This window comes from Citrobacter tructae (assembly GCF_004684345.1).
GTDB lineage: Bacteria > Pseudomonadota > Gammaproteobacteria > Enterobacterales > Enterobacteriaceae > Citrobacter > Citrobacter tructae.
In genome coordinates, this window is sequence record NZ_CP038469.1 from 4,746,792 (window position 1) to 4,770,310 (window position 23,519).

Here is a 23,519-nt window from a genome sequence, read left to right on the forward strand (position 1 = left end):
TTGAAGCTCAGGCATCCAAAGTGCTGCGAGCGATTAACGTTGGTCAGTTTGTGCAGGGGAAGTCTGTTGCAAAAGACTGCTCTGTTGGGATTCTTTCTTGTCCTGGTGGTGGTGCCACGCACCAATAGCAGAGTAGACGAAACGTCCAAAGAAGAAGAGAAAGCTGATAAGCAGTACGATCCGAATCATGCGACTGTTAAATCGGTGTCGTTTTCGTAGGCTAGTAACCTGGCTCACAAAGGGTTCCTTCAAGTGTGCCCAACGATGGGCGATGATTACATTAAGGCACACTGTGAGGGAATGGTCAATTCATCATTATGTAAAAATGCATCAGTTGTTTTATCTTCTTATGTTATGAAAGATAATTTTATTATTTGCATTAATAATGGGTTAACGATAACAAAAGAGAAAAAAGGTAATAAATGATTAATGAGTAATATTTTTCTTGATATATATCAAACGCCCTCCTCAAGTGATAACTAAAATCAACGAGTCATTGTGATGTGCTGTACATCGCAGCTTTAAAGTCAGGTGGGAAACCTGTCTGAATTCCCCTTCAGGATGTGAGGGACTCTACTGAGCATCTATGAAAATTAATAAAAACTATATTAGTATTAGAGATAAGTGGTGGGCATTACCCCTGATCTTACCTTCCTTGCTGCTACCCTTATTGAGCTGTGCGAATACTTACGCACATATTAGTACCGGTACTGTTATTCTTTTTTATCTGCCTTTAGCGTTGATGATAAGCTTGATGCTTTTTTTTGGCTGGGCAGCCTTGCCAGGAATTGTTGTTGCTATTTCCTGGTATAAATACTCGCAGGTTGGGTTGTACGAATCACTCTCAGTTATTGCGCACTTTGTGGTAACCATTGTGCTCAGTTGGGGTGGATATAAGGTATTTGCTCCCCGGCGCAACAATGTTGCCCATGGCGACTCACATCTGATGTTCCAACGTATATTTTGGCAGGTGTTCTGCCCGGCAACGTTGTTCCTGGTGCTCTTTCAGTTTGCTGCGTTTGTGGGGGTGTATGAGAGCAAATCTGGCATGACGGGTGTTATGCCATTTAATGTCAGTACGCTCATTAACTATCAGGCATTACTGGTAGGGAATCTCGTCGGCGTCCCGCTGTGCTATTTTATTATTCGTACCCTGCGCAATCCACTGCATCTGCGTGGCTATTTTTCTCAGTTAAAACTGCAGTTTGATAGTAAAGTAACAAAAAAAGAGTTCATTATCTGGTTGATAATATTGACTACGTTAATGGTATTGCTGTGTATGCCATTAAATGAAAATAGCTCAATATTTAGCACTAATTATACATTGTCACTATTGCTACCTGTCATGTTATGGGGAGCAATGCGTTACGGTTATAGATTCATTTCGTTGATATGGGCGGTCGTACTTATTACCGCGATTCATTATTATCAGCGTTATATTCCTTGGTATTCAGGCTACGATGCCCAGCTTACGATAACGTCGTCAAGTTACCTGGTTTTTTCTTTTATTGTGAGTTATATGTCAGTACTGGCGACACGCCAGCGGATTGTCAGCGCTCGCGCCCGCCGCCTTGCTTATCTGGACCCCGTTGTTCACCTTCCCAACCTTCGTTCGTTAAACCGGTCGCTAAAAAGCGCTCCGTGGTCTGCACTCTGTTTTTTACGCGTGCCGGGCTTAGAACTGCTCGGGAAAAACTATGGTGTTATGCTGCGGATCCAGTACAAGCAGAAACTTTCTCAGTGGATAACTGAATTACTGGCACCGGATGAAAGTGTGTACCAGATGTCCGGGCACGATCTGGTCTTGCGTCTGAATACCGAGTCGCACCAGCAGCGCATCGAGTTGCTGGATAAGCATATTAAGCAATTTCGTTTCATCTGGGATGGTATGCCTTTACAGCCGCAGGTAGGGGTGAGCTATTGCTATGTTCGCTCTCCGGTGAACCATATATACCTGTTATTAGGTGAATTGAGTACGATTGCCGATCTCTCGCTTGCAACCAACGCACCAGAAAATCTGCAACGTCGTGGTGCCGTACACTTACAGCGAGATCTGAAAGATAAAGTGGTGATGATGAACCGGCTACAGCAGGCGCTGGAGCACGATCGCTTTTTCCTGATGGCGCAGCCAATTTTGGGTGTGCGTGGGGATGTGTATCATGAAATCCTGCTGCGCTTGAAAGGGGATGACGATGAAATTATTACGCCAGATTGTTTTTTACCTGTCGCACATGAGTTTGGCTTGTCCTCCAGCATCGATCTGTGGGTGATTGAAAATACGTTGAAATATATGGCTCAGAATCAGGCAAGGATGCCTGCACGTCGCTTTGCCATCAATTTATCACCCACGTCAGTGTGCCGAGCCAGGTTGCCGACCGATATCGCTCAATTGCTGGAAAGGTATCAGATAGAAGCGTGGCAGCTGGTATTTGAGGTAACGGAAAGCAATGCCTTAACCAATGCGGAACAGGCGCAGGCAACGCTGCTACAACTGCAGCTACTCGGTTGCCAGATTGCGATCGATGATTTTGGAACCGGTTATGCCAGCTATGCACGGCTGAAAAATGTGAGTGCCGATATTCTAAAAATTGACGGCAGCTTTATTCGTAATATTGTTTCAAATAGCCTCGACTACCAAATTGTGGCGTCGATTTGTCACCTGGCGCGCATGAAAAGAATGATGGTGGTGGCGGAGTATGTCGAAAGTGAAGAGATACGCAGTGCGGTGATTTCTTTGGGAATTGATTACATGCAGGGCTATCTGATAGGCAAACCGATGCCGTTGAATGAGATTCTCGAAGAACAGGTGCCAGAAGCCCTGGCACCTGCTGAAGACTCACGCGGCGATATCGGGTGAGCTTTCTTCTTCAATTTTAAGCCGCCAGCCCGTTACGCCTTCCCAGTATTGCTGCTCTTTTTCCAGATCGAGCAATACCAGCGCGTTCTGGCTGAACCAGTCGTGCGGGAAGCGTAAGGTCCAGTGGCTCTCGTCCGTAATCAGCGTGAGCGTCGGTGGCGTTGTCGTCGCCTGACGCTGATTATTCAGCAAGACGCCCAGACGCAATAACTGGATGAGCGGCAGGAACTGCTTCTTCTTGAACAGCGTAAAGCGAGGGAGATCGTCCAGCTTAATTGCTTTGCGATGATAACGAACCAATGTCGCCATCATTAGCTGCTGTTCCTGGTTAAAACCGGGTAAGTCGCTGTTTTGTAAAATATAGGCAGAATGGCGATGCAAACCGCTGTGGTTGATGTTCAGCCCAACTTCATGCAGCATCGCGGCCCATTTGAGTAACGCTTCCAGCTGCGGGTTTGCCAGTTTCGGCTGCTGCGCATGCCACTGGTCGTACATTTGCATGGTGGTTTCCAGTACGCGTCGCGCCTGTTCGCTGTCGATGTTGTACTGGTTCGCCAGGCTGCTGGCGGTACGACTGCGCACGTCCTGGTGACGAAAGCGGCCTTCCATTTCATACAGCACGCCTTCACGAAGCGCACCATCAGAAAGTCGAAGTTCACGAATAGCCAGTGCATCAAAAACGCCGCACAGGATAGCCAGGCCAGGGACAAATACCGCCTTTCGTTCCTCGGACAGCCCCGGCATACTGAGCGCTGCAAAAGAGGTGTGCTTCAGGACTTCACTGGTCAGCATTTCCAGGCGTTCGGGTGTGATGAAACCATCTTTCTCACCCATCTCCAGCAGCACCTCGTGCGCTGCTTTGATAGTACCAGAGGCACCTAGAGCCACGTTCCAGCCCTGAATACGAAACTGCCAGGTTAAGGTTTCCAGCTTCTGTGCCGCCGCCATACGGGCGCGCTGGAAGTTTTCCCGGTTGATAATGCCGCCCGGGAAATACATTTGGGCAAAGCTGACGCAGCCCATCCGACGGCTTTCGACCAGTTTGGGTTCGAAATCTTCACCGATCACCAGTTCGGTGGAACCACCACCGATGTCGATCACCAGCTTACGGCCTTTCTCCGGCTGGGTATGTTCAACGCCCATAAAAATCAGTCGAGCTTCTTCGTTACCGGAAATAATTTCAATCGGGTAGGGGATGACCTTTTCCGCGCGCTTGAGAAAATCGGTGGCGTTTAGCGCCTGACGCAGCGTATGGGTTCCCACAATACAGACGCTTGATGGGGGAAAGCCCTGCAGACGTTCCGCGAACAATGACAAACAGCTTAACCCGCGCTCCATGGCTTCTTCGCTCAGCTTATTGTCTTCGCCGAGTCCATCTGCCAGATGTACGCGTTGTTTCAGCCGCCCGATAATTTGCATTGCTCCATCAACCACGCGGGCAATAACCATATGGAAACTGTTTGAACCAAGGTCGACCGCAGCAAACTCCTGCGGTCGTGGTGACTTGTCGTGTATTGGCATATCTTTAGTCAGGTTGCTCGAGTGATTTGATGTAGTCATAAATCGCCAATTGTGACTGAACCTTACGGCGGTTTCCTCGTGGCACGTAGCGATTACTCAGTTCTTTATCTATGTAACGGGCTTTTACCGTATCGCTGAACAGGATCTCGATAATATCCAGTACGCGTTGCTTGAGGTGTGGATCCAGCAGCGGCGTGGCCACCTCAATACGATAATCAATGTTTCGCGTCATCCAGTCCGCAGAGGACAGGTACACCTGTTTATCGCCACCGTTCTCGAAGATATAGACCCGGTCATGTTCAAGGTAGCGGTCAACGATGCTGATAACGCGAATGTTGTCACTGATGCCTTCCAGATTGGGGATCAGGGAGCACATGCCACGGATCAGCAAATTAACCGGCACGCCCGAACTGGACGCCGCATAGAGGCGGTCAACGAGACCCTTATCGACCAGGTTATTCAGTTTTAACGTAATGCCGGAAGAGCGTCCTTGCTGCGCATTGGCGATCTCTTTGTCAATCATCGCGTACAGCAGACGCCGTGAGTTCTGCGGTGAGACCAGCAGATAATCGAAAGTCACCGGGCGATAGGGGTTTTCGATAAAGTTGAACACCCGACGTACTTCGTTGGTAATGCGCGAATCGGCGGTCAGCAACGAGTAGTCGGTGTACAACCGCGCCGTTTTTTCGTTGAAGTTCCCGGTACCGATATGGGCGTAGCGTACAACCTCATCGCCTTCTTTACGCGAGATAAGGAACAGCTTGGCGTGAATTTTCAGACCCGGTGCGGAGAAGATGACATGAACGCCCGCTTCGGTCAGACGCTTGGCCCAGTGAATGTTGGCTTCTTCATCGAAGCGCGCCTGCAGCTCCACGACCACGGTCACTTTTTTACTGTTGTGAGCAGCATGGATCATCGCGTCGATGATACGGGAGTCTTTTGCCACGCGGTAAATGTTGATTTTTATTGCCAGTACGCTCGGGTCAAACGAGGCCTGACGCAGCAGTTCAAGTACGTGTTCAAAAGTATGATACGGATAATAGAGCAGCACATCGCGCTCGCGGATCGCATCGAATCCGTTACGGAATTTCTCGTTATCAAACCAGATATGGCGGAGGCGAGGCAGCGGCTTGTTCACCAGGTTGGCTTTGCCAACGTTGGGGAAATTAATAAAGTCTTTAAAGTTATGGTAACGCCCGCCGGGGACGATTGAATCGTAGCGGGAGATCGTCAGTTTTTCACGCAGGACTTCGACCAGTGCATTGGGCATATCACGCTGATAGACAAAGCGCACAGGCTCCGCAGTCAGGCGCTGCTTCAGGCTGGACGACATGAGCTCCATCAGACTGGATTCCATCTCGTGCACCAAATCATATTCGGCGTCGCGGGTCATTTTCATCGAATAAGCGTTCAGCGTATCGTAATCAAAGAACCCTTTGAAAATGTCATCAAGGCAATAACGCAAGATGTTGTCTAGCAGGATCATCGGTTTGCGGCGGCGCGGAGTTTCCGGTGGCAGATTCACAAAACGGGGAACTTTGTCGGAAGGAATTTCCAGCAGCGCATAGCGAATGGTATCACCGCGAATGATCTCCACGGCCAGATAGGTATAGTCATCTTTCAGAAACTGGACTAAATCAGTCTCGCGGTTAATCAAGATCGGCGTAATGTGCTGGCGCAGATATTGCTTGAAGTAATGACGTAACCAGCTCTGTTGATTCACAGACAGCTGGCGCTCGTTGATTAAGAATATTTGATTGCGCGCCATCTCCAGCAGTAATTCATTGTACAGGCCGTCGAATTCCTGATCGGCTTTCAGCACGCGGGCCTGGATTTTGCCTAACAGGTGGCGGGAGTGAGAGTTAGAACCCTGCTCTTCGCTAATAATGATGCGGCGTTTAAGTTCGGCAAAACGAACTTTATAAAACTCGTCGAGGTTATTGGAATAGATGCCTAGAAAGCGCATCCGTTCAATCAACGGGTTTGATTTATCAGCAGCTTCCTGCAGGACGCGTTCGTTGAATGCTAACCAGCTCAGTTCTTTCTCGATGTATAGCTTTTCCTGACCCATTACCACTTTTACTCCGTTTCATTCACGGGACACTACATGATCATTATGGCGAGCATTGCTCTCAGATGTCCAACTGTGCCAGAAAGATATGACAATAAACCGTCTGATAGCAAAGAGAAAGGGGGAGAGACGTACCGTAGTTCGGATAAGACATTGATGTCTGCCATCCGGCAATCAGGTGCTGCAATGCCGGATAGTTCCGGCATTGCAGATTTGTCAGTCGTGATCGGCCGCATAGCCTTGTGGTGAGAGGCGATTACCGTCCAGCCAGGCTGCGTTATCGTGCATTTTCAGGCGACCATCGATAAACCAGCTGACCACCAGCGGATAGATGGCATGTTCCTGCGCCTGCACGCGGGCCGTCACGTCATCTTCGCTATCGCCGTCAAACACCGGTACTTTCGCCTGGAGAATAACCGGCCCACCATCCAGTTCATCAGTGACAAAATGAACGGAGGTCCCGTGCTCTTCATCGCCGTTTTCCAGCACCTGGCGATGCGTATGCAGGCCGGGGTATTTGGGCAACAGAGAGGGGTGGATATTCAGCAAACGACCGGCGTAGTGGGCAACAAACGCCGGGCTGAGGATGCGCATATACCCGGCCAGCACGACGACATCAGGTGCATAGGCATCAATTTCTTGTATCAGTTGGCGATCGAATGCGTCACGGCTGGTAAATTGGCCAGCTTCCAGCGAATGAGCCGGAATACCGGCTTCTTGCGCACGTTCAAGGCCGAACGCGTCGGCCTTGTTACTGAATACTGCGCGTACGGTGCCATTGATTTTTTTGTGTTTGCAGGCGTCGATTATCGCCTGCAAATTGCTTCCGTTGCCGGAAATGAGCACCACAATGTTTTTCATTCAATGACCACACGCTGTTCGGAATCAGATGCTTTGATGATACCGATTCTCCACGCGTTTTCACCTTTTGCATTCAGCAGGGCGAGGGCATTTTCCACTTCTGCTTCCGGCAGGGCGATAATCATGCCTACGCCGCAGTTGAAGGTGCGATACATCTCATGCTGGCTGACGTTACCCGCCGCTTGCAGCCAGTTAAAGACGGCTGGCCACTGCCATGAGGATTCGTTGATCACCGCCTGGGTGTTATCTGGCAGGACGCGCGGGATATTTTCCCAGAAACCACCGCCGGTCAGGTGTGCAATAGCATGCACATCAACCTTCTCGATCAGTTCCAGAATTGATTTCACATAAATGCGGGTTGGTGCCAGCAGGTGATCGGCCAGTGATTTACCATCCAGTTCGGTTGTTTCCGGGTCGCAGCCGCTGACTTCAACGATCTTACGCACCAGAGAATAACCGTTGGAATGCGGGCCGCTGGAACCCAGCGCAATCAGCACATCGCCATCAGCCACTTTTGAGCCGTCGATGATTTCTGATTTCTCGACCACGCCAACGCAGAAACCGGCCACGTCATAATCTTCACCGTGATACATCCCCGGCATTTCAGCGGTCTCGCCACCGACCAGCGCACAGCCGGACTGCAGGCAACCTTCGGCAATACCGTTAATCACGCTGGCTGCGGTATCGACGTCCAGTTTGCCCGTGGCGTAGTAGTCGAGGAAAAACAGCGGCTCAGCACCCTGAACCACGAGGTCGTTGACGCACATCGCCACCAGGTCAATGCCGATGGTATCGTGGCGCTTCAGATCCATCGCCAGACGCAGTTTTGTTCCTACGCCGTCAGTGCCGGAAACCAGTACCGGTTCACGATATTTTTGCGGCAATGCGCACAGCGCACCGAAGCCACCCAAACCACCCATAACTTCCGGGCGGCGGGTTTTCTTTACTACGCCTTTGATTCGATCGACCAGAGCATTCCCTGCGTCAATATCAACACCGGCATCTTTGTAGCTAAGAGAGGTTTTATCGGTCACTGCCTGGTTCCCCACGTGTTTACTTGCAGTAAAAGTTAAATTCGGCGCAATTCTAACAGGGAAAGCAAACGTTTGCGAGTCTGCTCTGTATCGACTTTTTTCTGTCGGTTTTTTCAGCGTTTTACGTCATTGTTACGCGCCGTTGGGCGGCATTGGCTTCGTATCAGCCTAAAATAATGGCGGCGGCGGAGCATTAGCACGTGCGCCTAAGAAATCTTTTTTAGGGTATCAATGCACCACTCAGGGTAACGATAAATTTTTATAAAATACAATGTGCTGATAATCATCTAAGCCAATCATATGGGGCGTGTTTTATACTCATATTCCAGACGTAAATGACTTTGGTTGATCCATATCAAGCGTATGCAGTGTTGCGCCAGAGAGGAAAAGCGGTATAATCCGGCGATTTTTTTTGTGGTTGCCACTCGTCTGAGGAAAGGAGAAGAGTATGAAGATCGTGGAAGTCAAACACCCACTCGTCAAACACAAGCTGGGATTGATGCGTGAAAACGACATCAGCACTAAACGCTTTCGTGAACTCGCCTCGGAAGTTGGCAGTCTGCTGACTTATGAAGCAACCGCTGGTCTGGAAACCGAAAAGGTGACCATTGAGGGCTGGAACGGTCCGGTTGAAGTTGACCAAATTAAAGGTAAAAAAATTACCGTTGTGCCGATCCTGCGTGCGGGTCTGGGCATGATGGAAGGCGTCCTGGAAAACGTCCCGAGTGCGCGTATCAGCGTTGTCGGTATGTATCGTAACGAAGAGACGCTGGAGCCAGTTCCGTACTTCCAGAAATTGGTTTCTAACATCGATGAGCGTATGGCGCTGATCGTTGACCCGATGCTGGCAACCGGCGGTTCCGTTATCGCCACTATTGATCTGCTGAAAAACGCAGGCTGCAGCAGCATTAAAGTGCTGGTCCTGGTTGCGGCGCCGGAAGGTATCGCCGCACTGGAAAAAGCGCACCCGGATGTTGAGCTGTATACCGCATCTATCGACCAGGGGCTGAACGAGCACGGATACATTATTCCGGGACTCGGCGATGCCGGCGATAAGATTTTTGGTACCAAGTAAATGAATAAATAAAAAGAAGCCGACTTTTAGAGTCGGCTTTTTTTTGAATAAAACAACCCAATCGCAACTCACACAATACTCAGAGGAAAACACTATGACGCGCCGTGCTATCGGGGTGAGTGAAAGACCGCCGCTTTTACAGACAATCCCGCTTAGTTTGCAGCACCTGTTCGCCATGTTTGGCGCCACGGTACTGGTGCCAGTCCTGTTTCATATCAACCCGGCTACCGTCCTGCTGTTCAACGGCATTGGTACGTTACTGTATCTCTTTATTTGTAAGGGGAAAATCCCTGCCTATCTGGGGTCCAGCTTCGCCTTTATCTCTCCGGTACTGCTGCTGCTGCCGTTAGGGTATGAAGTGGCACTTGGCGGATTTATTATGTGTGGCGTGCTGTTCTGTCTGGTTTCTTTCATCGTCAAGAAAGCAGGAACCGGCTGGCTGGATGTGATGTTCCCGCCTGCGGCAATGGGCGCAATCGTTGCCGTCATTGGCCTGGAGCTGGCGGGTGTCGCTGCGGGGATGGCGGGTTTGCTGCCTGCCGAAGGACAAATGCCGGATTCTAAAACCATTATCATCTCGATGGTGACGCTGGGTGTAACGGTATTTGGTTCGGTACTGTTCCGCGGTTTTATGGCGATTATCCCTATTCTGATTGGTGTGCTGGCGGGCTATGCGCTTTCCTTCGTGATGGGCGTCGTGGACACCACGCCGATTGCCGAGGCTCACTGGTTTGCCCTGCCGACTTTCTACACGCCGCGCTTTGAATGGGTGGCTATTCTGACTATCCTGCCTGCTGCTCTGGTGGTGATTGCTGAACACGTAGGACACCTGGTGGTGACGGCCAATATCGTGAAGAAAGATTTGATTCGCGATCCCGGTCTGCACCGTTCGATGTTCGCCAACGGTCTGTCGACGGTGATCTCCGGCTTCTTTGGTTCGACACCTAACACCACCTACGGTGAGAACATCGGCGTGATGGCGATTACCCGCGTGTACAGTACCTGGGTGATTGGCGGGGCGGCAATTTTTGCCATTCTGCTCTCTTGTGTGGGTAAACTGGCCGCCGCGATCCAGATAATCCCGCTGCCGGTCATGGGCGGAGTCTCGCTGCTGCTTTACGGGGTGATTGGTGCGTCGGGTATCCGCGTGTTAATCGAATCAAAAGTCGATTACAACAAAGCGCAAAACCTGATCCTGACGTCGGTTATTCTGATCATCGGTGTGAGCGGTGCGAAGGTTCACATCGGAGCCGCTGAGCTGAAAGGGATGGCGCTGGCGACCATTGTCGGCGTTTGTCTGAGCCTGATTTTCAAAGTAATCAGCCTGCTGCGCCCGGAAGAAGTTGTCCTCGACGCTGAAGATGCTGACAGCCCGCAACACTAAGTCTCTGACCGGGCAGCAATGCTGCCCGGTTCTATCACGACGTATTTCTGTGGTAAACTCAACGCGATTTTATGAAATCCTGGGTTGAGGTATCTCTGAACACACCGGCACAGCTCTCTCTGCCACTTTATCTTCCTGACGATGAAACCTTCGCAAGTTTCTGGCCGGGGGATAACTCCTCTTTACTGGCCGCGCTGCAAAACGTGCTGCGTCAGGAGCATAGCGGGTATATCTATCTCTGGTCGCGTGAAGGCGCGGGCCGTAGCCATTTGCTGCATGCAGCATGCGCCGAGCTTTCTCAGCGCGGTGATGCGGTAGGTTATGTCCCGTTGGATAAGCGCACGTGGTTTGTACCGGAAGTGCTTGATGGCATGGAGCATTTATCGCTGGTGTGCATCGATAACATCGAATGCGTGGCCGGGGATGACCTGTGGGAAATGGCGATCTTCGATCTCTACAACCGCATCTTGGAATCAGGGAAAACCCGCCTGCTGATCACCGGCGATCGTCCACCAAGGCAGTTGAATCTCGGACTGCCGGATCTGGCTTCTCGTCTGGACTGGGGACAAATCTACAAGCTTCAACCGCTCTCGGATGAAGATAAGCTTCAGGCATTGCAATTACGCGCCAGGCTGCGCGGGTTCGAACTGCCGGAAGACGTGGGCCGCTTCCTGCTAAAACGTCTGGATCGCGAAATGCGTACTTTGTTTATGACGCTGGATCAACTGGATCATGCGTCAATCAGCGCTCAGCGCAAACTGACCATTCCGTTCGTCAAAGAGATTTTGAAACTGTAAGCACCGCAGCCGGAAAGACTGCGGCAAGCTCCAGGTTAAGCGATGATTTCCAGCACCTGCTCCGGTGGACGCCCAATTCGTGCCTGACCGTTGGCGACCACAATCGGGCGCTCTATCAGTTTCGGGTTTTCCACCATCGCCTGAATCAGCGCCTCTTCACTCAGACTACCGTCCGCCAGATTGAGCGACGAATAGAGATCTTCTTTCTTGCGCATTAGCTCGCGCGCGCTGGACATGCCCAGCATTTGCAGCAGATTACGCAGGGTTGCCGCGTCCGCAGGGGCGTCGAGATACAGCACCACTTCCGGCTTCACACCGTTAGATTTCAGTAATTCCAGCGTCTCACGGCTCTTTGAGCAACGTGGGTTATGGTAGATTTTAATCGCGTCAGTCATTGTTGTTTCCTGATTACATCTTCGTATACGGTTTAAAGCGCTCTTGTAGCTGGCGTAGCTGATCAATACGGGCATCGTATCGGGCCTGCTGCTGGCTCCCCAGCTTCACCTGCGAGCTTGCGCTGCTGAGCATAGAAATTGCCTGGTCAAGACGTCCCGCCAGCGCATATCCTTCCGCGCGCGCCGCCAGTTCCTGATCGCGGTTATTCAGCGTCGCTTCTGTTTGCGCTAACAGATCCCAGCCGTTACCGTCATCTTTATGATTAAACGTATAACGATTCAGGATGGTTGCTGCTTCTTTGGCCTGACCAGCCTGCAAATAGGCATTAGCCAGATTAAGCTGCAATACCGGATTGACGCGCAGATCGCGGGCGTTTTTCAGGCGGTTAATGGCATCGCTGGTTTTCTTCTGACCGAGATCGATATCGGTAGCCAGATCAAGGTACCAGGCATTGTTCGGATCGGCTGTCAGCAGCGGCTGCAGCGCTTTACGCGCCTCATCGTATTTACTGTCTTCCATTGCCTGTAACGCCCGGCCATATTGCGCTGCCCGCTGTTCACGGACATTTCCTTTTGCCCAGTTATCCAGCAGATCGCTGCTCAACTGGTTGCGACCCGAGTTGTACATGCCCAGGGTTCGCGCTTTTGCCAGGTAAAAATCTTCCGAGGATTGCACCACCGTCGGACGCATCTGGTTAGCACGGTTACGCGCATCCGCCAGACGACTTTCTGGCAGGGGGTGCGTCAGCAGAATTTCAGGCGGGCGTGTGGAATAGCGTGCCTGATCGAGCAGTTTTTCCAGAAACGTCGGCATGGCCTGCGGATCAAACCCTGAACGTTGCAGGACTTGAATACCGATGCGATCTGCTTCCTGTTCATTTTGTTGCGTAAAGCTGATCATCCCCTGGCGGGTGCCTGCCAGCGTACCTGTTAGTGCCGCCATCCCCGCCTGCGGGCTGGCCATCGCCAACAGAATAGAACCCAGCGCGCCAACCCAGGTCAGCGGCGCAGAGCGTTTTTGGTCTTCCATAGCGCGCGCCAGGTGACGCTGTGTGACGTGAGAAATTTCGTGCGCCATTACCGACGCCAGCTGGCTTTCGTTATCGGAATAGCGGAAAAGCGCAGAGTGCAGCACCACGTTGCCGCCAAAGAAGGCAAAGGCGTTTATTTCATCGTTATTAATCAAAAAGAAATGGAAAGGGGTTTTGACGGAGTCTGCGTGTGCGACCAGACGCATCCCCAGAGTATTAATGTATTGAGTCAGCAAAGGATCGTTAATTAACGGCGCACTGCCGCGCAGCTGGCGCACGTAATAATCGCCCATCTGCATTTCCTGTCCGATGGAAAGCGTGCTTCCTGCTGAGGTTCCCATATCCGGTAGGGTGTCCGCAGTGTCAGCAAATGCGGGCGCGACCTGACCGAGGGCCAGTGCAGCAATGAGGGTAGCAACCAGGTTTTTTTTCAACTGCCTGAACATAACCTCTGTCCTGTATTCTTTTTTGAGATAGCCATTTGACCAATGCTGTGAAGTATCGTTCATCCTCTGCCAGCTATGTGAGTGTAACTGCGAAATCTGACGATGAACACCCAGGAAAAATGTCTTTTCACTTTGCGTAAACAACAATAAAAAGCGAAGTCTTTTTTGTGACATTTCGATACAATTCGGGATCGCAATCCCGCTATTGGGTTCATGGAAGGGTTTTATGCTCGAAATGTTGATGCAATGGTATCGCCGCCGCTTTAGCGACCCCGAAGCCATCGCCCTGCTGATTATTCTGGTTGCTGGTTTTGGCATCCTTTTCTTCTTTAGTGGGCTGTTAGCGCCGCTGTTGGTTGCCATTGTGCTGGCCTATCTGCTGGAATGGCCCACTGTGCGGCTGGAAAATATTGGCTGTTCCCGACGCTGGGCGACATCCATTGTGCTGGTGGTGTTTGTCGGTATTCTGCTGTTGATGGCGTTTGTGGTGATGCCGGTTGCGTGGCAGCAGGGGATCTACCTGATTCGTGATATGCCCGGTATGCTCAATAAGCTGTCTGATTTTGCCGCCACCTTGCCACGACGGTATCCGGCGCTGATGGATGCTGGCATCATTGATGCGATGGCAGAGAATATGCGCGCGCGAATGCTTAATATGGGCGATTCCGTGGTGAAATATTCGTTAGCCTCGCTGGTCGGATTGTTGACGCTGGCGGTGTATCTGGTTCTCGTTCCGCTGATGGTATTCTTTCTGGTGAAAGACAAAAGCCAGATGCTGAATGCCGTACGTCGGGTGCTGCCACGTAACCGTGGTCTGGCCGGGCAGGTGTGGAAAGAAATGAACCAGCAAATCACCAACTATATTCGCGGCAAAGTGCTGGAAATGGTCGTGGTCGGCGTAGCGACATGGTTGGGCTTCCTGATGTTTGGCCTCAACTACTCTCTGTTGCTGGCGGTGCTGGTCGGGTTTTCGGTCCTGATCCCGTATATAGGTGCCTTTGTGGTGACCATTCCGGTGGTCGGCGTGGCGCTGTTCCAGTTTGGTCTCGGGACCGAGTTCTGGAGCTGTTTTGCCGTATACCTGATTATTCAGGCGCTGGACGGTAACTTACTGGTCCCGGTACTGTTCTCTGAAGCTGTAAACTTGCATCCGTTGGTGATTATTCTGTCAGTCGTCATTTTTGGCGGTCTGTGGGGATTCTGGGGCGTATTTTTTGCCATTCCGCTGGCGACGTTAATCAAAGCGGTGGTGCATGCCTGGCCTGATGGCCAGACGGTTGATGAACCGTAATTGGCAAATTCCGGCGGCGCAATGTCGCCGGAGCTGAACTTGTCTGACCTCTGTACACACTTTCTAAATAATCTCTCCGGATGTCGTTTTTCTCAGTGTTTGTCTTTAACTTGACCAATGTGATGTCTTTTTGTCACGCAAGGAATAAGACCAACAGGGGAAAGAAATGGGTCACAATACGCACATGCAACAAAAAGTGGGATGAGTTGGCTATCTCGCCTTTTTCGTCACTATCACCTTTTTTTCGGCATGTTTTCGAAAAGTACCGAGTGGTGGCGGGTGTTTGATTTCACCCTCCTCAACGGAGCATTTGGGAAGATAAACGCGGCGGGCGAGACGGCGGTCTCTTTTCGCGGTACCGGCGGTATGGGTGCAAAATGTCGGACGCTGTCTGGGAACGGCGGGGGGGCATCCCCGCTATTACCCGCTTATTATTGCAGTAAGCGTGATTAATGCGCTGCTCTCTATTTGGGTTATGCAGGTTATTACCTGACAAGGAAGGTTATGAACTGTTCAATTCTTAATTTGACGTTGTTCCAACGTGGACACGTTTATGCGCCTGAAGATCTGGGACAACAGGATATTCTGGTCTCTGGTGGCAAAATTGTCGCCATCGCGCCGTCTATCCCGGCAGAAGACTTTCCTGGCTGTGAGTGTATCAATCTTGACGGGGCTATTGTCTGTCCGGGATTTATCGATCAGCACGTCCATCTGATTGGCGGCGGCGGGGAGGCTGGGCCGCATACCCGCACCCCGGAAGTTCGCTTGTCGCGCCTGGTGGAGGCCGGCGTCACCTCGGTGGTGGGATTGCTGGGCACCGACGGAATGACTCGTCACCCGGAATCGCTGTTGGCGAAAACCCGTGCGCTGGAGTTTGAAGGCATCAGCGCCTGGATGCTGACTGGGGCGTACTCTCTGCCTTCCCCGACCATCACCGGTAGTATCGATCGCGACGTGGCGCTGATCGACAAGGTTATTGGGGTGAAATGTGCGGTTTCGGACCATCGTTCCTCTGCGCCGACTACCTCGGCGCTGGCGAACATGGCGGCGCAGTCGCGTGTTGGCGGATTGTTAGGGCGCAAGCCGGGGATCAGCGTCTTCCATATGGGCGACAGCCCGCACATGCTGGAGCCGCTGTATGACATCCTCGCGCATTCGGATGTGCCGATCACCAAGCTACTGCCGACACATGTTAACCGCGCGGAACCGCTGTTTCAGGCGGCGTTAGCCTTTGCTCGCAAAGGCGGCTATATCGACATTACCAGCAGCATTGATGAGCCCGTCGACCCGGCAACGGCTATCGCCACGGCGCTGCGTCACGAAGTCCCGCTGTCGCGTATTACTCTGAGCTCGGACGGTAACGGTAGTCAGCCGGAGTTTGATGAACATGGGAATCTGACGGGCATTGGCGTGGCTGGATTTGAATCACTGGCCGAAACGCTGCGCCAGTTGGTGAGGGTTCATGCCGTGCCGCTGGAACAGGCGCTGTGTCCGCTGACGCGTACGGTCGCAGAATTTTTGGGACTGGAGCATAAAGGACGTCTGGCTGTGGGATGCGATGCGGACATTCTGGTACTTAATGACGCACTGGAGGTTTATCACCTGTGGGCGAAGGGCAACGCCGTGGTGAAAGAGAAGAAAGCGTGTGTTAAGGGGACGTTTGAGTAGATAGCGGTTGTGCCGGATGGCGGCGTAAAAGCCTCATCCGGCACAACGTACATCAGGCGTTTTCTTTCAGCCAGTTCATCACCACGTCGTGGTGATTGCTGGTTTTGAAATCATCAAACACATGCTCAATCTTACCGTCGGCATCAATCAGGAAGCTGATGCGGTGGATGCCATCATAGGTTTTACCCATAAATGACTTTTCTCCCCAGACGCCAAATTGCTCGCAGACCTGGTGATCTTCATCGGACAGGAGCGTGAAGTTAAGCACTTCCTTTTCCACGAAGCGAGAAAGCTTCTCAGGTTTATCGGTGCTGATCCCCAGCACTTCAACGCCTGCTTTTTTTAACTGATCCATGTTATCGCGTAAGCCACAGGCTTGTACGGTACAGCCGGGCGTCATGGCTTTCGGGTAGAAATAAACCAGAACACGCTGTCCCTGGAAGTCGGTTAAATTTACTTGTTCTCCGTCTTGATCCGGCAAGCTAAATTTCGGTGCGATATCACCGGCTTTCAGTGGGTTCATTACTTAACTCCATTTTGTTCATCATGCTGTGAGTAATTGACGACGTTAATACTGCCTTGCGCATTGAGTTCTGTACAGAGTGCTTTAAACGCATCCTCAATATTTGCCGAATCGTGTGACGCAGGGCTATGTGCGGTAATTTGAATAAACAGCTGTGCAGCCTTTTCGTTCTCAGCCGGTTGGGTACGAGAAACCAGTTCGGCAATATTCATTTGGTGACTGTCGAAAAGGGCGGTAAAGCGCTCAATCAAATGGGGAGAGTCGGGGACATCAACCTGCACCCATACCGTGGCGGGCATCGCAGGACGGGGACGCGCGGTCGTTCGCTTCATCACAATCAATAAATCCAGCTCTGCGCCTTTCAACGGCAAGGTTGATTCAATCAAGGTGATGGCATTCCAGGTGCCAGACAACAGCATGATAAACGTAAACTCGTCACCCAGCATGGCCAGTCGGCTGTCCTCAATATTACAGCCACAACTGCTGACATGACGAGTGATGGTGTTCACAATTCCTGGGCGGTCGGCACCCAGCGCAGTAATGACCAGATAGTGTTGCGATGACGATGTCAAACCTGTTCTTCCTTTGAGCGGTGAGGTAATCATAAGGAAAGCATAAAAAAAACATGCATACAACAATCAGAAGGGCTCTGGTCGCTTGCTTTTATTGTCGTACCAAACGTACCATTGAGGCACTTGTTTGCACAGAGGATGGCCCATGTTCACGGGAAGTATTGTCGCGCTTATTACGCCGATGGATGAGAAAGGTAAAGTCTGCCGGTCGAGCCTGAAAAAACTGATTGATTATCATGTCGCCAGCGGCACCTCGGCGATCGTTTCGGTTGGCACCACCGGTGAGTCCGCCACGCTGAGTCATGATGAACATGCCGATGTGGTGATGATGACGCTGGAGCTGGCCGACGGGCGTATTCCGGTGATTGCCGGAACCGGCGCTAATGCGACCGCAGAAGCCATTAGTCTGACGCAGCGTTTTAACGACAGCGGTATTGTCGGCTGCCTGACGGTGACGCCTTACTACAATCGCCCAACCCAGGAAGGTTTGTTCCAGCATTTCAAAGCCATCGCTGAACATACTGACTTGCCACAAATTCTGTATAATGTGCCGTCCCGTACCGGCTGCGATATGCTGCCTGAAACCGTTGGTCGTCTGGCGAAGGTTAAAAATATTGTCGCTATCAAAGAGGCCACAGGGAACTTAAGTCGTGTTCACCAGATCAAAGAGCTGGTTTCAGACGATTTTATTTTGCTCAGCGGTGATGATGCGACCGGGCTGGACTTTATGCAGCTCGGTGGTCATGGTGTGATTTCCGTTACCACTAACGTAGCGGCACGTGAAATGGCTGAAATGTGCAAACTAGCGGCTGAAGGGCGCTTTGCCGAGGCGCGGGTGATTAACCAGCGCCTGATGCCGTTACACAACAAACTATTTGTCGAACCCAATCCTATCCCAGTGAAATGGGCATGTAAGGAATTGGGTCTTGTGGCGACCGATACGCTACGTCTGCCGATGACGCCAATCACGGACAATGCTCGTGATATCGTCAAAGCGGCGCTTCAGCATGCCGGTTTGCTGTAAAGTTTAGGGAGATTTGATGGCTTACTCAGTACAAAAGTCGCGCCTGGCCAAGGTTGCGGGTGTTTCGCTAGTTATGTTGCTCGCGGCCTGTAGTTCTGACTCGCGCTATAAGCGCCAGGTGAGCGGTGATGAATCCTATCTGGAGGCCGCACCGCTTGCTGAGCTTCACGCGCCAGCTGGGATGATTTTGCCGGTAACAACCGGTGATTATAATATCCCGGTGACCAACGGCAGCGGTGCCGTCGGCAAAGCGCTGGATATTCGTCCACCGGCTCAGCCGTTAGCATTAGTCAGCGGCGCACGTACCCAGATCGCCGGTGATACTGCAACGTTACTGGTGGAAAATGGTCGTGGTAACACGCTGTGGCCACAGGTCGTCAGCGTGATTCAGGCTAAAAACTACACCATTACCAAACGTGATGATGCCAGCCAGACACTGACCACCGATTGGGTTGACTGGAACCGTCTTGATGAAGACGAGCAGTATCGCGGACGTTATCAAATCTCGGTTAAACCGCAGGGCTATCAGCAGGCGGTAACGGTGAAACTGGTTAACCTCGAGCAGGCTGGTAAGCCGGTGGCAGATGCCGCGTCCATGCAGCGCTACAGCGCTGAGATGATGAACGTTATCTCTGCGGGTCTGGATAAGACCGCCACCGACGCCGCGAATGCTGCGCAGAACCGCTCTGCCGCCACTATGGATGTTCAGAGTGCCGCTGATGACACCGGCTTGCCGATGCTGGTGGTACGCGGACCGTTCAACGTGGTGTGGCAGCGTCTGCCAGCAGCGCTTGAGAAAGTGGGCATGAAAGTAACCGACAGCACCCGTTCTCAGGGCAGCATCGCCGTGACTTACAAACCACTGTCTGACAGCAACTGGCAGGAACTGGGCGCGAGCGATCCGGGTCTGGTATCCGGTGACTACAAACTGCAGGTCGGTGATTTAGACAACCGCAGCAGCATGCAGTTTATCGATCCGAAGGGGCATACCCTGACGCAAAGCCAGAACGACGCGCTGGTTGCCGTCTTCCAGGCTGCATTCAGTAAGTAAAAATAAAGGGCTGGATAACTCCAGCCCTTTTTTTCTGATATGATACGCAAACGTGTGCGTCGGCAGAAAAACGCAATATTTATCGTTATTTCACACCCAGGAGTAATAAAGATGCAAAAGCAAGCTGAGTTGTATCGTGGTAAAGCGAAGACCGTATACAGCACGGAAAACCCGGACCTGTTGGTGCTCGAATTCCGCAATGATACGTCAGCAGGGGATGGCGCGCGCATCGAACAGTTCGATCGTAAAGGCATGGTGAACAACAAGTTCAACCATTTCATTATGACCAAACTGCAAGAAGCGGGCATTCCGACCCAGATGGAGCGACTGCTATCCGATACCGAATGTCTGGTGAAAAAACTGGAAATGGTCCCGGTTGAGTGCGTGGTGCGTAACCGCGCGGCAGGTTCCCTGGTGAAGCGTTTAGGCGTTGAGGAAGGTATTGAACTGAATCCGCCGCTGTTTGATTTGTTCCTGAAAAACGATGCTATGCACGATCCCATGATTAACGATTCCTATTGCGAAACTTTTGGTTGGGTGAGCAAAGAGAATCTGGCACGGATGAAAGAGCTGACCTACAAAGCCAACGACGTGCTGAAAAAAATGTTTGATGATGCAGGTCTGATTCTGGTCGACTTCAAACTTGAGTTTGGCTTGTATAAAGGTGAAGTTGTTCTGGGTGATGAATTCTCTCCAGACGGTAGCCGTCTGTGGGACAAAGAAACGCTGGATAAAATGGACAAAGATCGCTTCCGCCAGAGTCTGGGCGGCCTGATCGAAGCCTATGAAGCCGTCGCACATCGCCTGGGTGTGAAGTTAGACTGATCCTCCTTCGAGCCGGCGATCGCTCTCCGGCTCATCAATTCCTCCCTTATTTGATTACTGTTTCTTATGGTAATCCTGTTCCGAACAGCCTACGATCATCATCATAATGAATAAAAGTTGAGGTGATTATGCGCTGGCAAGGGCGTCGCGAAAGCGACAATGTAGACGACAGACGTAATAGCTCGGGCGGCGGACCTTCTATGGGTGGGCCGGGTTTTCGTTTGCCAAGCGGTAAAGGCGGCATCATCCTGCTGATTGTGGTACTGGTGGCGGGGTATTATGGCGTAGATCTCACCGGGTTAATGACCGGTCAACCCGTTTCGCAGCAGCAGTCAACGCGCTCCATCAGTCCGAATGATGATGAGGCGGCGAAATTTACCTCGGTGATCCTCGCCACGACCGAAGATACCTGGGGACAACAATTTGAAAAAATGGGCCGCACCTATCAGCAGCCTAAGTTGGTAATGTACCGTGGCGTGACGCGTACCGGCTGCGGTGCGGGGCAGTCTGTGATGGGCCCGTTTTATTGCCCTGCCGATGGCACCGTTTATATCGATCTCTCCTTCTATGATGACATGAAAAGCAAGCTGGGCGCTGACGGTGATTTCGCTCAGGGTTATGTCATTGCACATGAAGTCGGCCACCACGTGCAGAAGCTGTTGGGCATAGAACCGAAAGTTCGCCAGAAGCAGCAGAACGCCTCCCAGGCTGAAGTAAATCGTCTTTCCGTGCGTATGGAGCTGCAGGCCGATTGCTTTGCTGGCGTCTGGGGTCACAGTATGCAGCAGCAGGGCGTGCTGGAAACAGGCGATCTGGAAGAGGCGCTGAATGCTGCCCAGGCGATTGGTGACGATCGTCTGCAGCAGCAGGGGCAAGGACGCGTGGTGCCGGACAGCTTTACGCATGGCACCTCTGAGCAGCGCTATAGCTGGTTCAAACGTGGTTTTGATAGTGGCGACCCGGCGCAATGTAATACCTTTGACAAAGGCATTTAAGATCTTGAGGCAGGGATGTCTGACAACACAGCGTTGAATGCGTTAACCGAACAAATGGCCCGGGAAGGGATCCGTCGTCTGCTGATTATCAGCGGCGAGGGTTCCTGGCCTCAGGAACGGGCGTTTGCGCTACGAAGCACATTACCCGGCGACTGGCTATGGGTGGGGGCAACGGCCTCCGCCGAGCCGTGCTGCACGCCGCAGGCGTTACAAACGTTGCTGGGGCGCGAATTTCGCCATGCGATTTTTGACGCCCTGCAGGGATTTGACGCCGCGGCATTTGCCGCCTTAAGCGGCACGCTGCGTGCCGGGAGTTGGCTGGTGCTGCTGACCCCTCCCTGGCTGGACTGGCAAATGCATCCTGACGTAGATTCACTGCGCTGGAGCGACTGCGCCGAACCTATCCCCACACCGCACTTTGTCGAACACTTCAAACGGGTGATTGCTCGTGATGGACAAACCCTGCACTGGCAGCAGCATCAGCCGTTTGTGCCGGTGTATTTTCCCGAGCGCGCTGACTGGCGGCCAGCTAACGGCGAACCTCAGCCAGAGCAGGCGGTAATTTTACAGCAATTGCTGGATATGCCTCCCGGCGTGGCAACGGTGACCGCCGCGCGCGGGCGGGGCAAATCCGCGCTGGCCGGGCAGTTAATATCACGTATGAAGGAAAGGGCCATTGTCACCGCACCGGCAAAAGCGGCGACGGATGTGCTGGCGCAATTTGCCGGGGAACGTTATCGCTTTATTGCACCAGACGCGCTATTAACCGGCAGCGAAACCGCTGACTGGCTGATCGTGGATGAAGCTGCCGCCATCCCCGCCCCGTTGTTACATCAGTTGGTTTCACGTTTTCCCCGCGTGCTGTTGACCACCACCGTTCAGGGCTACGAGGGAACCGGCAGGGGGTTCTTATTGAAGTTCTGCGCGCGTTTCCCCAACCTTCAGCGTTATGAACTGCAGCAGCCCATCAGGTGGGCACTGGGGTGCCCGTTGGAAAAAATCGTCAGCGAGGCGCTGGTGTTCGACGACGAAACCTTTTCGCATCCCCCTCAGGGCAATATCCACTTCTCTGCCTTTGAGTCGAACGCCTGGCATTGCAATCCGCATTTGCCTCTGGCGGTCTATCAGCTACTTTCCGGGGCGCATTACCGCACTTCACCGCTCGATCTCCGTCGGATGATGGATGCGCCTGGTCAGCATTTTCTGCAGGCCTCGACGGCTGACGCGGTGGCGGGTGCTGTATGGCTGGTGGACGAAGGAGGATTATCCGCTGAACTCAGCCAGGCCGTTTGGGCCGGGTATCGTCGGCCCAGAGGAAATCTGGTGGCGCAGTCGCTGGCTGCGCATGGCGGTGATCCGCTGGCGGCGACGCTCGTTGGGCGTCGGGTTAGTCGTATTGCGGTCCACCCAGCCCGCCAACGGGAAGGTATTGGGCAACAGTTGATTGAACAGGCCCATCAACACTCTTCACTGTGCGACTACCTGTCTGTTAGTTTTGGTTATACGACCGAGCTATGGCGCTTCTGGCAGCGCTGCGGCTTTGTGCTGGTGCGAATGGGCAACCACCGGGAAGCCAGCAGCGGGTGCTATACCGCAATGGCGCTACTGCCGATCAGTGAGTCTGGAAAACGCCTGGCCGCAACAGAGCACCTGCACTTGCGTCGTGATGCTGACGTTTTGGCGCTGTGGAACGGCGAAGCCCTCCCGATAAGGCCGCTGAAAGAGGCTACGCTTAATGATGACGACTGGCAGGTGCTGGCCGGATTTGCCTTTGCGCATCGACCGTTGCTCACCTCGTTAGGCTGTCTGAGTCGTCTGCTCCAGTGCAGCGAGCTCCCTCTCCCTGCATTGCGCGGACGTGTGGACGAGAGGTGCAGCGATGCTGAACTGTGCCAACGACTGAAGGTGTCTGGTCGTAAAGCGCTGTTATTGGTTCAGCGCGCTGAGGTGGCACAGGCGTTAGCCCTGCTGGATGCGGCCCGGACGCAACGGCTACAGAATCGCATTATGCAATGGCAATTTTTTCACTAACTTCTTCAATTTCCTGGCATGGTCATTGCGATTAAGCGGCGTAGAATCACTCTTATCAGTTAAGGAG

The 23,519-nt window shown here is 52.3% G+C and carries 20 protein-coding genes and 2 pseudogenes; 13 read left to right on the plus strand and 9 right to left on the minus strand.

Annotated elements, in window-relative coordinates; genetic code table 11:
• Positions 1–33: 33 nt before the first annotated feature.
• Entirely contained in the window at positions 34–237 is a 204-nt protein-coding gene (locus E4Z61_RS23310; RefSeq protein ID WP_135324774.1) for a YfgG family protein, read from the minus strand.
• 349 nt (positions 238–586) lie between these two features.
• Between E4Z61_RS23310 and E4Z61_RS23315 the strand changes: the two genes are divergently transcribed.
• Positions 587–2,857: a bifunctional diguanylate cyclase/phosphodiesterase gene (locus E4Z61_RS23315; protein ID WP_135324775.1), complete on the plus strand. Its 2,271-nt coding sequence runs from the start codon at positions 587–589 to the stop codon at positions 2,855–2,857.
• On the opposite strand, the gene ppx is transcribed toward E4Z61_RS23315, so the two are convergent.
• From ppx to purM, 4 genes are all read right to left on the minus strand, one after another.
• Positions 2,837–4,378 carry an exopolyphosphatase gene (gene ppx, locus E4Z61_RS23320; protein WP_135324988.1) on the minus strand — a complete coding sequence of 514 codons (1,542 nt, stop codon included), beginning with the start codon at positions 4,376–4,378 and terminating at the stop codon, positions 2,837–2,839. The two genes, E4Z61_RS23315 and ppx, sit on opposite strands and share 21 nt — an antisense overlap.
• Positions 4,379–4,382: 4 nt before the next feature.
• Positions 4,383–6,449: a polyphosphate kinase 1 gene (gene ppk1 / locus E4Z61_RS23325; protein WP_135324776.1), complete on the minus strand. Its 2,067-nt coding sequence runs from the start codon at positions 6,447–6,449 to the stop codon at positions 4,383–4,385.
• A gap of 216 nt (positions 6,450–6,665) precedes the next feature.
• Positions 6,666–7,310: a phosphoribosylglycinamide formyltransferase gene (purN, locus tag E4Z61_RS23330; RefSeq protein ID WP_135324777.1), complete on the minus strand. Its 645-nt coding sequence runs from the start codon at positions 7,308–7,310 to the stop codon at positions 6,666–6,668.
• A complete protein-coding gene (purM, locus tag E4Z61_RS23335) occupies positions 7,307–8,344 on the minus strand; it encodes a phosphoribosylformylglycinamidine cyclo-ligase (RefSeq protein WP_135324778.1) in 1,038 nt (345 codons plus the stop codon). The genes purN and purM overlap by 4 nt, the downstream gene beginning before the upstream one ends.
• A gap of 448 nt (positions 8,345–8,792) precedes the next feature.
• On the opposite strand from purM, the gene upp reads away from it, so the two are divergent.
• From upp to E4Z61_RS23350, 3 genes are all read left to right on the plus strand, one after another.
• The gene (gene upp, locus E4Z61_RS23340) at positions 8,793–9,419 is read left to right on the plus strand and encodes a uracil phosphoribosyltransferase (protein ID WP_096756189.1); all 627 of its coding nucleotides are present in this window, start codon (positions 8,793–8,795) and stop codon (positions 9,417–9,419) included.
• 94 nt (positions 9,420–9,513) lie between these two features.
• Positions 9,514–10,803 (plus strand): uracil permease, encoded by a 1,290-nt coding sequence (gene uraA / locus E4Z61_RS23345; protein WP_135324779.1) that lies wholly within the window; start codon positions 9,514–9,516, stop codon positions 10,801–10,803.
• Between the two features lie 95 nt (positions 10,804–10,898).
• Positions 10,899–11,600: a DnaA inactivator Hda gene (locus E4Z61_RS23350; protein WP_240703890.1), complete on the plus strand. Its 702-nt coding sequence runs from the start codon at positions 10,899–10,901 to the stop codon at positions 11,598–11,600.
• Positions 11,601–11,635: 35 nt separating this feature from the next.
• Here the strand turns inward: E4Z61_RS23350 and arsC are convergent, their stop codons facing one another.
• Both arsC and bepA read right to left on the minus strand, forming a co-directional pair.
• Positions 11,636–11,995: an arsenate reductase (glutaredoxin) gene (gene arsC / locus E4Z61_RS23355; protein WP_135324781.1), complete on the minus strand. Its 360-nt coding sequence runs from the start codon at positions 11,993–11,995 to the stop codon at positions 11,636–11,638.
• Between the two features lie 13 nt (positions 11,996–12,008).
• Positions 12,009–13,472 carry a beta-barrel assembly-enhancing protease gene (bepA, locus tag E4Z61_RS23360; RefSeq protein WP_135324782.1) on the minus strand — a complete coding sequence of 488 codons (1,464 nt, stop codon included), beginning with the start codon at positions 13,470–13,472 and terminating at the stop codon, positions 12,009–12,011.
• A 226-nt stretch (positions 13,473–13,698) separates the two neighbouring features.
• Between bepA and E4Z61_RS23365 the strand changes: the two genes are divergently transcribed.
• The 4 genes and pseudogenes from E4Z61_RS23365 (at position 13,699) to iadA (ending at position 16,431) form a co-directional block, all read left to right on the plus strand.
• Positions 13,699–14,763, plus strand: a complete 1,065-nt coding sequence (locus E4Z61_RS23365) for an AI-2E family transporter (protein ID WP_135324783.1) — start codon at positions 13,699–13,701, stop codon at positions 14,761–14,763.
• Between the two features lie 166 nt (positions 14,764–14,929).
• Positions 14,930–15,141, plus strand: a pseudogene (locus E4Z61_RS24445) (hypothetical protein); the annotation flags it as partial.
• Positions 15,134–15,256: pseudogene (locus E4Z61_RS24235) on the plus strand (hypothetical protein); the annotation flags it as partial. The pseudogenes E4Z61_RS24445 and E4Z61_RS24235, both read left to right, overlap by 8 nt.
• Before the next feature lie 11 nt (positions 15,257–15,267).
• A complete protein-coding gene (gene iadA / locus E4Z61_RS23375; RefSeq protein WP_135324784.1) occupies positions 15,268–16,431 on the plus strand; it encodes a beta-aspartyl-peptidase in 1,164 nt (387 codons plus the stop codon).
• 52 nt (positions 16,432–16,483) lie between these two features.
• On the opposite strand, the gene bcp is transcribed toward iadA, so the two are convergent.
• Both bcp and E4Z61_RS23385 read right to left on the minus strand, forming a co-directional pair.
• On the minus strand, positions 16,484–16,954 hold the full coding sequence (bcp, locus tag E4Z61_RS23380) for a thioredoxin-dependent thiol peroxidase (protein ID WP_135324785.1): 471 nt from the start codon (positions 16,952–16,954) through the stop codon (positions 16,484–16,486).
• Positions 16,954–17,526, minus strand: a complete 573-nt coding sequence (locus E4Z61_RS23385) for a glycine cleavage system transcriptional repressor (RefSeq protein WP_196209498.1) — start codon at positions 17,524–17,526, stop codon at positions 16,954–16,956. The genes bcp and E4Z61_RS23385 overlap by 1 nt, the downstream gene beginning before the upstream one ends.
• Before the next feature lie 145 nt (positions 17,527–17,671).
• Here E4Z61_RS23385 and dapA point away from each other — a divergent pair, with 145 nt between their 5' ends.
• The 5 genes from dapA to E4Z61_RS23410 all read left to right on the plus strand — a co-directional run bounded on the left by dapA (position 17,672) and on the right by E4Z61_RS23410 (position 23,452).
• Positions 17,672–18,550 carry a 4-hydroxy-tetrahydrodipicolinate synthase gene (dapA, locus tag E4Z61_RS23390; RefSeq protein ID WP_135324787.1) on the plus strand — a complete coding sequence of 293 codons (879 nt, stop codon included), beginning with the start codon at positions 17,672–17,674 and terminating at the stop codon, positions 18,548–18,550.
• A 16-nt stretch (positions 18,551–18,566) separates the two neighbouring features.
• Positions 18,567–19,601, plus strand: a complete 1,035-nt coding sequence (gene bamC / locus E4Z61_RS23395) for an outer membrane protein assembly factor BamC (RefSeq protein WP_135324788.1) — start codon at positions 18,567–18,569, stop codon at positions 19,599–19,601.
• A 111-nt stretch (positions 19,602–19,712) separates the two neighbouring features.
• Complete coding sequence (gene purC, locus E4Z61_RS23400; protein WP_003835086.1) at positions 19,713–20,426, plus strand: phosphoribosylaminoimidazolesuccinocarboxamide synthase; 714 nt, start codon at positions 19,713–19,715, stop codon at positions 20,424–20,426.
• Positions 20,427–20,554: 128 nt separating this feature from the next.
• A complete protein-coding gene (ypfJ, locus tag E4Z61_RS23405) occupies positions 20,555–21,421 on the plus strand; it encodes a KPN_02809 family neutral zinc metallopeptidase (protein WP_135324789.1) in 867 nt (288 codons plus the stop codon).
• 15 nt (positions 21,422–21,436) lie between these two features.
• Complete coding sequence (locus E4Z61_RS23410) at positions 21,437–23,452, plus strand: tRNA(Met) cytidine acetyltransferase TmcA (protein ID WP_135324790.1); 2,016 nt, start codon at positions 21,437–21,439, stop codon at positions 23,450–23,452.
• The last annotated feature ends 67 nt before the right edge of the window (positions 23,453–23,519 follow it).